Here is a 13,418-nt window from a genome sequence, read left to right on the forward strand (position 1 = left end):
TCTGCTCGTGCTGATCACCGAGTGCTAGCCTGAAAGCGGAGGCATCATGGCTGATTTCACCTGGAACCCCGACACTTACCTCGACGTCATGTCCGAGGAGATCCCCGATTACCGACTGCTGCAGGACGAGCTGCTGGCTGCTGTGGTGGAGGTCGGCCCACGGACGATCCTCGACCTCGGCGTGGGCAGCGGGCTGACCGCCAGACGCGTCGCCGAGGTGTTGCCGGAGACTCATATCCACGGCATCGATGAGAGCGTTGAGATGCTCGCCGGTGCCGCGAAGGTCCTCGACCCGGATCGCAGTTCGCTCTCTCATTGGCGACTCCAAGATTCCCTGCCGGCCGTCCCCGTCGACCTCGTCATGTCGACCCTCGCTGTGCATCATCTCGATGCCGATGAGAAGGCCGATCTGTTCATGAGAATCCATGAGGTGCTCGTCGACGGCGGTCGGTTCGTGCTCGCCGACCTCGTCGTCCCTCCCGATCCGTCAGATGTGGTCACGCCGATCGACGGAGTTGTCGACACCCCCAGCCCGCTGGCCGAGCAACTCGAGTGGCTGACCGAGGCCGGTTTCACGCCACGTGTGACCTGGCAACATCGCGACCTCGCTGTGGTCGCCGCAGACAAGGCGGGGCAGAGACACCGACCGGATTGAGTACACCTCCCGGTGAAGTCGCCTTCGGGTGACCCGCTGCCTTGACGCACGTACAATACGTCCGTATGGTGAATACAATACGAACGTATTGGAGAGTGGTCGTGTTCCGCATCCTCGAGCTCGTGGGCCTGCTTGCCCCGGCGGCAGGAATCGTTCTGCTTGTCATCTATCGACGAGGAGCCGCTGGCGGCGCCTGGGTGGGCATCGTCGGCTGCCTCCTGGCGTTGCTCGCGTCCGGGATCGGCATTGCCGATACGCGCCTGGCTGCGGTCGGGAGTCTTGGAGAAGCCAGTTTCGGCGAGCAGCTTACCGGGTGGACGGTCGGACGATTCGTCCTGCTGACGCTCGCGGTTGCGCTGCTGCTCACCGGAGCATCAGCCGGACGCAGACGGACAGTTCGCACTTCACCTGGGAGTGCCGCCGCCCCGGCCGGCCCCACAGCAAACAGAACAGTGACGGCGCTGATGATCACCGGAGTGGCACTGTCCCTCATCGGCATCGTCGTCCAGTTTGTACCGATCGACCTCGGCGTCGACCACGAGAGACTGACCACGATCATCGGCTTGCTGATGGAGACGGTGGAATTCGCTCTGTTGGGAGGAGGAGTGTTTGCCCTATGTCTTGCCATCGTCACCGACAGACCACTATCCGGTTCCCTGCCCGATCCTGGCGACTGGCTCAAACGTTCAGCCGTCGGGGCCCATCGCCTGTATCGTCAGTTCCATGAACGACGCGGATGAGCAGAGCGGTCCGATCATCAGCGAGTCCGCCCAACACCTGATTGATACGATGATCGATCTCGTCTCCGAAGGAGGATTCGAGGCACTCAGCGTGCGAACAGTGGCGACTCGAACCGGGGTATCGATCGGCGCGGTACAACATCACTTCCCCACCAAGTCGCAGATGCTTATCGGTGCCATGAGCGAGATCGCACGGCGCGAAACCAAGAGATTCGAGCAGGCGACCGCCGACAAGAACCCCACTTCTCGCCGTAGCGCTCTGCTCGACATACTCCTGCCCTCGAATCCCGATGACCCGGCGGCTCGAGTCTGGCTCCAACTCTCCGCGCAAGCAAGCGTGGACCCTGCGGTCAAGGAAATAAACTCCGCCAGGTGGGGCCGCTTGCGGTCCGAGCTGGCTGATGCGCTTCGTCCACAGATCGCACAACCTGAGGACGCGATGCTTCGGGCAACCGAACTGCTGGCCCTATGCGACGGTCTCGCTGTGACGATCCTCGCCGAGGATGGGGCAGTCACCTCCACAACCGCTCGCACAATCGTCGAAGGGCACATAGCAAGACTGTTGCCGACTGCGAACTGACACATGGTTGCCCCCTCTGCGAGGCCTCCGCCGAGGCGGAGAAGATCGCCGAGGTGGCCCGTAGAATCGAGCGTCACCTCGGTGCTAGTCTCGCGGTATGATCGCCACCCAGGAACGTCTGACATCATTCGCCCACGGCGGAGGCTGCGCCTGCAAGATCCCGCCAGGTGAGCTGGAGGAAGCAGTCAAAGGACTGACCGGTCAGTCCGGACCTGATGTGCTCGTCGGACTCGACGACGGTGACGATGCCTCTGCCGTGCGGGTCCGCGAAGACCTCGCGGTGCTCTCGACGGCCGATTTCTTCACCCCTGTCGTCGACGACGCCTACGATTGGGGCCGAATCGCGGCCGCGAATGCGCTCTCCGACATCTACGCGATGGGTGGGACCCCGGTGACAGCGATCAACCTCGTCGGTTGGCCGCGGGAGAAACTGCCGATGGAGCTGCTCACCGAAGTGCTGCGCGGTGGCCTCGACGTCGCCGCCCAGGCGAACTGTCCCGTCGCCGGTGGGCATTCGATCGATGACCCCGAGCCGAAGTACGGCATGGCTGTGACCGGCATCGCCCACCCCGATGAACTCATGCGCAATGATGCCGCCGAGATGGGCCTGCCGTTGACGCTGACGAAGCCGATCGGTGTGGGTATCCTCAACAACCGACACAAGCAGACCGGTGAGAACTTCGACGAAGCGATTGCCACAATGACCGCGCTCAATCGCGATGCAGCGCAGGCGGCCGTGGCTGCTGGCGTGCGCGCGGCCACCGATGTCACCGGGTTCGGTTTGCTTGGCCACCTGTTCAAGATGTGCCGTGCCTCAGGCGTGGGAGCGGTCATTGATGCGTCCGCGGTGCCCCGCCTCGGCGGAGTCGATGAATCGATCGCGGACGGATACGTGTCCGGTGGGACGCGTCGCAACCTCGACTGGGTGCGCCCCAATCTCACGACCGACGACTCGGTGACCGAGGACGATCTCTTCCTCCTGGCGGATGCTCAGACGTCCGGCGGACTGCTCGTCGTCGGCGAACTGCCTGGTCACCCGATCATCGGTGAGATCGTCGTCGGTTCGGGCGTGCGCGTGCGGTGACCCGTGAGGCACTCCACACCGCTAGTGTCGCGAACACCCTGTGCAGCAGGTGGTTTCGTCACCGACAGGGTGGGGCGCGCAGGTACCTGTTTGCCGTGACTGACCGCTCCCCCTCTTCAGTTCAGGAGGGCGTGACGTCCTCATCGCGGAAGCGACGGAATCCGCTGGTAACGACCCAATAGAAGCCTCCGGTCAACAGCGCGCCGAGGATAACTTCCCACCAGCCGAATGAGCCGTGGCCCCAGCCGATCAGGTGCATGATGTACCGGACGAGAGGGACGAGCACAGTCACGACTGCAGCTTCTTTGAGACTGCGGCGGTCGGCGAGAAGCTCCTTGATTGCGTTCTTCATACGTGTCCCACGTTACTACTCGGGAAGTTTTTCGCAAGCCATCTTGGCAATTGTGCGAACTAGGACCCGGTCGTGATCGAATCGTCGACGATGCCTCGGGCACGGCGTTCTTCGAGGCGAGCGCGCTGCGGTTCCACCACGTGGCGCGGATCCTTCGTCGATTCGATGCCGGCCTCAAGCACCCCGAAACGCGTGTACGCCGAGGCGGCTGCGAGTGCCGTACCGGAGACGACCGACAGCGTCCGCAGGGCAGCACGAGTCTTCCAGCTGCGCTTGCCAGCTCCAACCAGACCGGACCCCGCTCCAGAGTGCTGGCCCAGCTTCTTCGCGAACACCCTAGCCCCCACCTCGACGGCGGCAGTGCCGATCGCACCGGCGATGAGCAGCTTCTCTGCCCGGTGGAGCTTGTGGCCGGGTTCGCCCTCTTCGAGCGGGTCCACCTCGGCGGGGTGCATGCCCTGCTTCATCCGATTCATCGCGAAAGCCTCACCGGCAGCACCGCCGAGCGCGAGCAGACGCGCTGGCCCGGTCTCCCGCACGGGAGCCAAGGCCATTGCCGCACCTCCAGCGGCCACTGCGGCCGAAGATACGAAGACGAACGAGAGTCCGCTGCGACCAGCAGCGTTCCAGGTGGGAACCGCCGTATCGCCCAGGAGAGCCCCGGTGTAGGCCGCCAATGGTGCCGCAAAGAGCGCCGATTCGAGCGCGGCAGGAGTCTCGAAGGCGTGCAGAATTCGACGCAGCGGACCGAGAGGCAGACGCTCACCGGTCAGTCGATCGACCTCGATCGCGGTGAGGACACCGGAACCAACGCCGAAGCCGGACAGGATCCAGGTGCCCATACTCATGGGAGAGCTGACCTTGAATACGCGCATCATGTTGAGGAAGCGTTCGGGCCGGCCGAGGTCGGCCACGAGTGCCGCTCCCCCGACAGCCGTCGCTGTGATCGCAGTCAGTCTGGTCGCAATCCGCAGCTGCGGACGATCACTGAATTGCGCCCCCAACCCAAGCAGCGAAGAGCCTCCGGCCAGACCGCCCAGGAACAGGTAGATCGCGATCTCATCGCCCCATGGCGGAGCCTTGACGATCGGCCTGCCGTAATAGGAGGAGAATTCGACGTCCTCGACCATCGGCATCTCACGATTGCCGTCGGCCCCACGGTTCTTCCAACCCTGACCGCCACGCCCTCCGGCACCCGGTCCGCTACGGCCACCACCGGGGCGACCACCTCGGCGACGCTTCTTCCGTCCGCGATCGAGCTCAGGTGGGCGGTAGGAATCGTATTCGGATGTGCTCAACGCCGGCTCCCGAGGAAGGCAAGTCCGGCGGCGGCCACCATGCCGAGCGCCGCGATGCCGGCCTTGGCGTACATCTGAGGCAGGTCTTTCGTCGGCACACGTGGGTCCGGCGGCAGTCCGTAGACCTCGGGTTCATCGAGGATGAGGAAGACCGATCCGGTTCCGCCGACGCCGTCGTTCGGGTTCGCGCCGTACAGGCGAGCCTCGGTCAGACCCTTCGCATGGAGGTCGGCCACGCGGGCGTGAGCCTTGTCGACCATGTCGTCGTGGTCGCCGAACTTGATCGACTCCGTGGGGCAGGTCTGCGCGCACGCCGGTTCCTGCCCATCGAGGAGGCGGTCGTAGCAGAGCGTGCACTTATTGGCCGTGTTCTTGTCCGGCACATCCATGTCCGAGGCGCTGCGATCACGGTCGGTCGGTGTGTTGATCGTGCCGTCATCGCGGCGCTCGATGACGCCGAAGGGACAGCCGGCCACGCAGGTCCCGCAGCCGTTGCAGACATCGTTCTGCACGACGACGGTGTCGAATTCCGTGCGGAAGAGAGCTCCCGTGGGGCACACGTCGAGGCAGCCGGCGTGGGTGCAGTGCTTGCACACGTCCGAGGACATCAGCCAGCGGAAGTCCGCCGTGTCCGGGGGCGTCGTGTCGAGATTGGCGATGTCCTCGGGATCGCTCGGATCCAAGGCGCCGGGTGCCAACAGGTCGATGCCCATCGGTGGGGTCGATGGCAGTCCGCCGCTTCCGGCAGACCCATCTGCCGCCGCGCCGAGGGCACCGCCGAGAGGCTGTGCACCCGCAGACTCGTCCGTGCGCGGGCGGATCGTCGGCATGCCGAGGTTGACGAGCTTCCTTCCCGATTCACGAGCGGCTTCGATCCTCTCGGAGTCCTGTTCGATGAAGGCGACGTGACGCCAGGTATTCGCCCCGAGGCTGCCCGTGTTGTCGTAGGAGGACTCGAGGAGTTCGTAGGTCCCGTCCTGCGGATTGTTGTTCCACTCCTTGCAGGCGACCTCACAGGCCTTGCAGCCGATGCAGATCGACGTATCGGTGAAGAACCCTTTGCGCTCGTGCGCGGAACCATGCCAGTGCCCGTCCGCAACGGCGTCGTTCTCGACGGTCGATGTCGACATCAGCCCTCCTCCTCGTTTCCTGTGTTGTCCACCGTATCCGTCTGGGCACCCTCGCCGAGGTTGCCCTGCTGAACCTTGTCGACATCCTTGCCGATGTAGCCGCGGTCGGGGTCCCCATCGGTCGGGTCCCCGTCGTCGGCGCGGTTCGCGTCTACGGTCTCGGTCGGGTTCTGGTCCACGCTGTCGGTGGGTCGGAGATCGGCCCGGCCCGTGCGGTCGCCGGCACTGTCGACAGCTTCGTCTCCGAGGGTGCGCCCGGGAGTGACACCGACGGCGGAGTCTCCGCCGCGATGCGGATGCCCGCCCTTGCTGGCCGCAGAGTCCGCGGCCAGGGACTCGGCGACGACATCATCGGAGACCGTGACCAGCTGATTGCCCGATTCGGGGCTCAGACCGGCCTCACGCTGATACTTCTCGACGAAGTCGACGAGCTCCGGACCTCGTGGGCGGCGTCCCGGCATGATCGTGCCGGCCACGTACTTGCTGTTCTGGATGAACACATTGGGGTCCATCGTCACTCCCAGCAGGTCGTTCGCGGAGTCGCCTTCGACGGTGGCGTCTCCGCCGACACCCCAGTGGTAGGGCAGGCCGATCTGGTGGAGGGTCTTCCCGCCGATCGTCAACGGCGTCATCCTCCGGGTCACGAGCACGCGGGCCTCGATGGCCGCACGTGGGGAGACCAGCGTCGCCCACCCGTAGGGCTCAAGTCCCACCTCGGCGGCGAGTTCCGGTGAGATTTCGCAGAACATCTCCGGCTGCAGCTCCGAGAGGTAGGGCAGCCACCGCGACATTCCTCCGGCGGTGTGATGCTCGGTCAGGCGGTAGGTCGTGAACACGTAGGGGTAGACCTCGGAACCGGGATTGCCTGCGGCCGGGGCTGAGAGGTTGTCCTCCCTGCGCATCACCAGTCGTGTCGGGCTCGACTGCTGGTCGTAGAGCGGGTTGGATACCGTCGATTCCTGCGGCTCGTAGTGCGTGGGCATGGGGCCATCGACCATGCCGCTGGGAGCGAACAGCCAGCCCTTGCCGTCGGCCTGCATGATGAACGGGTCGTCGCCGTCGAGGTTGGCCGGACCACCGTGGGCCTGATCCGAGCGGGCCGAAGGAGACCGGTCGATCGGGAAGTCGGGTACGTCCTTACCCGTCCACTTGCCGGATTCCTCATCCCACCAGACGAATTTCTTTCGCTCCGACCAGGGTGTGCCGTCGGGTGCCGCCGAGGCACGGTTGTAGAGGATCCGACGGTTCGCCGGCCAGGCCCACGCCCATTCGGCAGCGGTCTCGTCCTGTTCGGCTCGGGGCTTGCGACGGGCGGCCATGTTCTGCCCGCCTGCGTAGATTCCCGCGTAGATCCAGCAGCCGCCGGCGGTGGTGCCGTCGTCGGTCATCTGGTTGAAGTTGTCGAGCGGCTGCCCGTCCTTGTCGCCGCCGATGTGGTATCCGTTGATCTCGGCCAGCACGGATTCGGCGTCGACCTCACCCTCCTCGTCGACCGGGTAGTCCCAGGTCATGTCAAGGAGCGGACGGTCGCGAGGATCCTCGGAATCCTTCAGCTTCTCGCGCACTCGCTTACCGAGTTCGAAGAAGAAGTCGAGTTCGCTCTGTGCGTCGCCGGGCGGGTTGACGGCCTTGTGCCGCCACTGCACGAGGCGCTGCGTCTGCGTGAAGGTGCCGGCCTTCTCCGTGTGGTTGGCGGCGGGCATGAAGAACATCTCGGTCTCGATGTCTTCGGTCTTCAGCTCACCACTGGCGATCTCGGGACCGTCCTTCCACCAGGTGGCGGATTCGATGAGCCGGAAGTCGCGGACGACCATCCACTTGAGGTGGCTCATCGCCATGCGCTGCATTCGGCCGTTGGCCGAGCCGACTGCCGGGTTCTGACCGAGCAGGAAGTACCCGTCGACACCGTCGTTGAGCATGCGGACCTGCGTCTGATAGGTGCCGTGGGCACCGTTGATCTTCGGCAGATAATCGTAGGCGAAGTTGTTCTCCTTCGTTGCCGCATCGCCCCACCAGGCCTTGAGCAGGTTGGTGGCGTAGCTGCGCCCGTTCGCCCAATAACCTTTGTGGGTCTCCGGGGTACCGACGGCGGCGACGTAGTCCTCGAAGGTCTCGTGAACTCCGGCGCTGGGCATCGGCAGGTAGCCGGGCAGCAGGTTGAACAGCGTCGGGATGTCGGTCGAGCCCTGGATCGTGGCGTGTCCGCGCAGTGCCATGATGCCGCCGCCGGGACGACCCATGTTGCCCAGCAGAAGCTGGAGGATCGAGGCGGTGCGGATGAACTGCGCACCCAGGGAATGCTGGGTCCAGCCCACGGCGTAGGCGAAGCAGGTGGTGCGTTCGCGCCCGGAATTCTGGGTCACCGACTCGACCAGGTATTCGAAGTCGGCGGGTTTGATGCCGCAGTTCTCGGCTACCATCTCCGGCGTGTACCGGGAGTAGTGCCGCTTGAGAATCTGGAACACCGACCTGGGGTCGCTCAGGGTCTCATCGGTGATGGGCGCCCCCGACTCATCGGTCTGGTACGACCAGGTCGAGTTGTCGTAGGAGTTCGTCTCCGGGTCGAAGCCGGAGAACAGGCCGTCGAGATCCTCCGTGTCCTGATAGTTCTCACTGATGAGATTCGTGGCGTTGGTATACGCACGGACGTACTCGTCGAAGTGCAGACCGTCGCTGAGGACACGGTTGATGAGCGCACCGAGCAAGACGATGTCGGAACCCGCCCGGATCGGGACGTGCTTATCGGCGATCGCCGTGGTGCGGGTGAAACGAGGATCGACGTGGATGACGCGGGCACCTCGAGCCTTGGCCTCGGTCACCCATTGGAAGCCCACGGGGTGGCACTCGGCCATATTGGATCCCTGGATGATGATGCAGTCCGCATTCGCCATATCCTGGACGGGTTGTGTGGCGCCGCCTCGCCCAAACGAGGTTCCCAAACTGGGAACCGTGGCGGAGTGTCAAATACGCGCCTGGTTCTCGATCTGTATCGCGCCGGCCGCCGTGTAGAGCTTCTTCGCGAGGTAGTTCTCCTCGTTGTCGATGGTCGCCCCGCCGAGGCTGGCGATCCCCATCGTGCGACGCAGGGGGTGGCCCTTGTCGTCGAAGTCCTCCCAATGGTTGCGGCGGGCTTCGATGAAGCGGTCGGCGACCATGTCGATCGCGGTGCCCAGATCGAGCTTCTGCCAGTCCTTGGCTTTGGGAGCTCGGTAGAGGACGTCGGTGATACGCCCGTTGGCGTTGACCAGCTGTTCGCTGGCGGCACCTTTGGGGCAGAGACGTCCACGAGAGATGGGTGAGTCCGGGTCGCCTTCGATCTGGATGACCTTGTCATCTTGGACGAAGACCTTCTGGCCGCAGCCGACGGCGCAGTATGGGCAGACCGACTGCACCACTTTGTCCGCTGTGGCGGTGCGCGGGGTGGTCTCCCGCGTCTTCTGGGACACCACTGATTCGCCGCGTCCCGACGCATCGGAGGAACGCAGCTGCCGGATCACCGGCCACTCGAGAGGACTGAACCGAGCCATGGCTCACATCCTAGCCCTTCTCGGTGGCCGATGGAGACCAATTCGGTCACGATCATCCGCAGCGTTTCACGAGGTGAGATACGGTGATCTCACCCGCCGAGGTGGTCCTTCAGTCGGTGATCCTGTGTGCCAGGAGCACGCTGTCGTCGAGTTCGGCCGGCTGACCGTCGGGTCCTTCGACCTCGCGGGTGCGCAGTTCGGCGAAATCTATCTCCCAGCGGACGGGACTGCCGCCGATGAGGAGAGCGAAATCGCCGTTCGGGGTCACCGGCTCATGATGGTGACCGAGGCCGTGACCCAGTTCGTCATCCTGATTCTCGGCCCACGGCGGCATCTCGGCGTGCGAGATGAGCAGCAGGCGGCCGTCCGGCGCGACATGTTCGGCGACCTTCCCGACAAGTTCTTCGCGGGTGTCGGGCAACCGGGTGTGAAGGAAGCAGCCGACGACAAGGTCATAGCCGCCTCGGCGAGGGTGCTCTCCCTCTGCTTGTGAACCCGAGGGATCCCAGGTGGAGACGTCTCCGACCTCGAAGGATGCGGTGACACCCTTCGCTGCGGCCGCTTCTGCGGCCCGGTCGACGGCGGTCTGCGACAGATCGATGCCGGTAGCTTCCCAGCCGTGCTCGGCCAGCCAGATGACATCTGCGCCCTCACCGCAGCCGACGTCGAGGACCCGGCCGGGGGTGAGGCTTGAGACAGTGGCGACGAGCGCCTCGTTCGGCTTGCCCGACCAGATCGGATCGCTTCCGGAGTAACGCTCTTCCCAGGCCGCCACGGAGTCAGGGACTCCCGCATTTGCGGCCTGTTGGGGTTCGGTCACTGCTCTGTTCCGGATTCGGAGGAAACCTCGGTCGCCTCTGACACCACGGCACCATCCGATCCTTCGGCGGCGTCGACCTCGGCTTCCTGCTTGGCCAGCTCCTCGCGGACCTCGTTCATGTCGAGTTCCTTGACAGCGTTGATGACCTGCTCGAGCTGGGGCGCAGCGAGCGCACCCGGCTGAGCGAAGACGACGATGCCCTCACGGAAGGCGACGAGGGTCGGGATCGAGGAGATCGCGAAGAGACCCGCGAGTTCCTGCTGTGCCTCGGTGTCGACCTTGCCGAAGACGACGTCCGAATACTGTTCGGAGGCCTCTTCGTAGACGGGGGCGAACTGCTTGCAGGGTCCGCACCAGTCGGCCCAGAAGTCGAGAAGCAGGATCGAGCTGTCGGTGATGGTTGACTCGAAGTTGTCTTTGGTGATTTCGATCGTAGACATCCGGGCAGTCTAAACGCCGACTATGAATACTGTCTGGACACTGTCGCAGTCAGGACAGTTCGTGCGGGTCTCGACCCGCTCGAATCAGTCGGCGAGGTCGACTAGGCCGGCGATCGGCTGATCTGCAGTGATAGCAGAGAAGACGGCGTCGGCCGCCGGAGACTTGACGACCCGGTTCTGATTGTCCGGAGCCTGCTGCCACGGCATGATCGCGAACGTGATCGAATCCTTGGGCACGGAGGACACGGTCGCAGCCAGTGACCCGAGTGCTGAGACCGAATCGAGCTCGTCATCGACGCGCAGAGACGAGGTGACCGCGTCAAGGAAACCATAGAGCCGATTCGGCCTCGACAGCGTGTGGGAGCTCTTCGCTCTGTCGATGATGGATTCCATGACCATCTGCTGGTTGCCCATGCGCGAGATGTCACTGCCGTCACCGACAGCATGGCGTGTTCTTGCCAGCGCCAGGGCATCGACGCCGTCAAGAGTCTGTTCACCCGCAGGCAGGTCAAGGTTCGCTTTGTCGTCGTACAAGGGTTCGTCGAGGTCGACGGTGATTCCGTCCAATGCGTCGACGATCGTTGCGAAGCCGTCGAAATTGACCTCGACGAAGTGGTCGACACGAACTCCCGTGAGTTCTTCGGCAGCGGAGACCGAACAGGCCGGGCCCTGATTGAGTGCCGAGTTGATCATTCCGCGCAGGGGCCCCGAGGCACCAGAACCGGTGTCTTCGCAGGCAGGCATGTCCATCATCGTGTCGCGCGGAATCTGGACGGCGTCGATGCGAGAGGAGTCGTCGGAGATGTGGGCCAGAATCATCGCGTCGCTGCGCGCACCATCTGCCGCGCCATAGTCCTCAGCGTCGAGTTCACGGGTGTCGGATCCGAGGATGAGGACATTCAGTTCGTCCGTGATCTTCTCGGGCACCTCACCATCACCTGCACGCAGTGCCGAGGAGGTGATGTTCGACTTCAGACTGTGCATGGCCGCCACGACCGTGACCGGGACCGCGATGACGAGAACAGCGATCATGGCGACGATGGTGCGGCGGCGACGGTACTTCATGGCGAGACGACGCTGACGCCGTGGGCCGATTTCGGGATGCTGCATGAACTTCAATTCGAGATCGGGGTCAGATTGCATACAATCCTAAAAAACTTTTCTTCGAACTTTCTGACACCGCTGGTCGATACATTCTGTTAGAGTTAAATTGTTCCCGTACGAGACAGTGCGGAACACATGGTGCCGCGAGCGTAGGTAGATTCGCTTGGTACCGTGCAGTTGCCAGTTGGCGCGTGTCTACCGTCCGCGCCTCTTATATTTTTTCAGACTTTTCAATCCGGCCGTCCTTCGGCCTCCATCCCGCACCTTCGGTGCATTACCGAAACCGAGCTTCCCCGTTTTCGCCTGAGACAAGGATCTTCACATCAGCACGAATTCCGGAACACCGGTTTCTCCACAGATTTTCGTTGGATCTGCGTTCAATGCGCAGACCATCCAGCGAGAAGTCACACGTTCAGACGATCTACTGATCGACATCGTCGGTCAGCCCAGGTCCCTGAGAGTGTGAACAGCCGGGCCCACTCAAGGGTCCGACCATCCAGATCGTTTCGGCGATCACCAGTTTAAAATAAGGATACAAAGATTATGGCTACAGGTACCGTGAAATGGTTCAACTCGGAAAAAGGTTTCGGATTCATCCAGCCTGACGATGGTTCAGCAGACGTCTTCACTCACTTCTCCGCGATCGAATCGACCGGCTACCGTGAGCTCGCCGAGGGCCAGAATGTCGAATTCGACTCGGAAATGGGTTCCAAGGGCCTTCAGGCCACAAGCGTTCGTCCCCTCTGAGACTTCCGTAACTTTCCGGTCCCGGCCGGATCGCGATTGATTCGTCAATAGCGAGCACCTGCCGGGAACGCAGTTGCACTGAGCTACACCAAAAGCGTGTGTTCGCGTTTGGAGTTTGTGTTTTCACTTGCTCTGAATGCGATCACACGCTTTTCGGCGTCCGCAGGCCCTTTTCCGTGTCGACGCATGAAACCAGGGAACGCCGAGCACCGCCCGGCAAACCGATCACTGATGGCCTGCCCGGATCCTTCACTCACACCCGCAAACAGCCCCGAACCCGAGACCGTTGCACACGCCTGCCATCCCAGCTCGCCATACAGCTTCGGATCAATACTCAACCACTCAACGCGAACGCGCGCTTCACCCCACTCCAGACAACCCAGCAACTCGTTGAGCCGTCCTGAACTGGCATCACTGTCTTCAGCGCGTGGGACCGTCTTACGGGCAATGAGCTGAGGGTCGTCGAGCCATTGTCGACGGTTCGCGGTGCGCTATACGTTGTGATTTATGCAACCACGGCCGTGCGACCACAACGCGCACGCCCCACCGCCGCCACCTGCACCACGGGCGCTTCGCTGGCTGGTGGTCGGAGTCCTCGCCAGCATCATCCTGCTCATTGCACTGCCCATCGTCATGATGATCGATCAGGCCGGCCTCAAAGCAGCCATCGAGGAGGGCACCGGAGCGGGCCTGGATCCCGAGTGGATGGACTGGGCCCGCATCACATTGACGGCATATCTGGTTGTCGCCAGCTATTTCAGCCTCTACTCGGCCACCCAGGGAGCGATGTTCCTATGGGCCGTGATTCCCACCGATATTCTGCCCGTTCTGATGATCGGTCTCCTCTGGATCCCCGCCCCCGTACGTCGGTACTTCAAACCGCAGCGACCCACGGCTCACCAACCGTGACGCCGCCGAACCACCTACGTGACCGCAGCTGC

12 protein-coding genes and 1 pseudogene are annotated in these 13,418 nt (G+C 63.3%); 6 read left to right on the top strand and 7 right to left on the bottom strand.

Annotation, left to right across the window (positions count from 1 at the left end; all coding sequences use genetic code 11):
- Positions 1-46 precede the first annotated feature (46 nt).
- The 4 genes from BSP239C_RS09465 (at position 47) to selD (ending at position 3,059) form a co-directional block, all read left to right on the top strand.
- Positions 47-655 (top strand): class I SAM-dependent methyltransferase, encoded by a 609-nt coding sequence (locus tag BSP239C_RS09465; RefSeq protein ID WP_101572208.1) that lies wholly within the window; start codon positions 47-49, stop codon positions 653-655.
- Between the two features lie 65 nt (positions 656-720).
- Entirely contained in the window at positions 721-1,395 is a 675-nt protein-coding gene (locus BSP239C_RS09470; protein WP_145997427.1) for a hypothetical protein, read from the top strand.
- Positions 1,379-1,975, top strand: a complete 597-nt coding sequence (locus BSP239C_RS09475) for a TetR/AcrR family transcriptional regulator (protein ID WP_101572212.1) — start codon at positions 1,379-1,381, stop codon at positions 1,973-1,975. The genes BSP239C_RS09470 and BSP239C_RS09475 overlap by 17 nt, the downstream gene beginning before the upstream one ends.
- A gap of 97 nt (positions 1,976-2,072) precedes the next feature.
- Complete coding sequence (gene selD, locus BSP239C_RS09480) at positions 2,073-3,059, top strand: selenide, water dikinase SelD (protein ID WP_101572214.1); 987 nt, start codon at positions 2,073-2,075, stop codon at positions 3,057-3,059.
- A gap of 121 nt (positions 3,060-3,180) precedes the next feature.
- Here selD and BSP239C_RS09485 read toward each other — a convergent pair whose 3' ends face one another.
- The 7 genes and pseudogenes from BSP239C_RS09485 to BSP239C_RS09520 form a co-directional block, all read right to left on the bottom strand.
- The gene (locus BSP239C_RS09485; protein WP_101572216.1) at positions 3,181-3,411 is read right to left on the bottom strand and encodes a hypothetical protein; all 231 of its coding nucleotides are present in this window, start codon (positions 3,409-3,411) and stop codon (positions 3,181-3,183) included.
- 59 nt (positions 3,412-3,470) lie between these two features.
- Entirely contained in the window at positions 3,471-4,709 is a 1,239-nt protein-coding gene (nrfD, locus tag BSP239C_RS09490; RefSeq protein WP_101572218.1) for an NrfD/PsrC family molybdoenzyme membrane anchor subunit, read from the bottom strand.
- A complete protein-coding gene (locus BSP239C_RS09495; RefSeq protein ID WP_180958972.1) occupies positions 4,706-5,839 on the bottom strand; it encodes a 4Fe-4S dicluster domain-containing protein in 1,134 nt (377 codons plus the stop codon). The genes nrfD and BSP239C_RS09495 overlap by 4 nt, the downstream gene beginning before the upstream one ends.
- Before the next feature lie 359 nt (positions 5,840-6,198).
- Positions 6,199-9,366, bottom strand: a pseudogene (fdnG, locus tag BSP239C_RS09500) (formate dehydrogenase-N subunit alpha); the annotation flags it as partial.
- A gap of 109 nt (positions 9,367-9,475) precedes the next feature.
- Entirely contained in the window at positions 9,476-10,186 is a 711-nt protein-coding gene (locus BSP239C_RS09510) for a bifunctional 2-polyprenyl-6-hydroxyphenol methylase/3-demethylubiquinol 3-O-methyltransferase UbiG (RefSeq protein WP_101572224.1), read from the bottom strand.
- Positions 10,183-10,626 carry a thioredoxin gene (gene trxA / locus BSP239C_RS09515; RefSeq protein ID WP_101572226.1) on the bottom strand — a complete coding sequence of 148 codons (444 nt, stop codon included), beginning with the start codon at positions 10,624-10,626 and terminating at the stop codon, positions 10,183-10,185. Before trxA ends, BSP239C_RS09510 begins: the two co-directional genes overlap by 4 nt.
- 84 nt (positions 10,627-10,710) lie before the next feature.
- Positions 10,711-11,769 (bottom strand): LCP family protein, encoded by a 1,059-nt coding sequence (locus BSP239C_RS09520; RefSeq protein ID WP_257930151.1) that lies wholly within the window; start codon positions 11,767-11,769, stop codon positions 10,711-10,713.
- A gap of 504 nt (positions 11,770-12,273) precedes the next feature.
- Between BSP239C_RS09520 and BSP239C_RS09525 the strand changes: the two genes are divergently transcribed.
- Complete coding sequence (locus BSP239C_RS09525; protein WP_009882802.1) at positions 12,274-12,477, top strand: cold-shock protein; 204 nt, start codon at positions 12,274-12,276, stop codon at positions 12,475-12,477.
- Positions 12,478-12,984: 507 nt separating this feature from the next.
- Positions 12,985-13,386, top strand: coding sequence for a hypothetical protein (locus BSP239C_RS09530; protein WP_145997428.1), 402 nt, complete (start codon positions 12,985-12,987; stop codon positions 13,384-13,386).
- The last annotated feature ends 32 nt before the right edge of the window (positions 13,387-13,418 follow it).

This window comes from Brevibacterium sp. 239c (genome assembly GCF_900169365.1).
GTDB lineage: Bacteria > Actinomycetota > Actinomycetes > Actinomycetales > Brevibacteriaceae > Brevibacterium.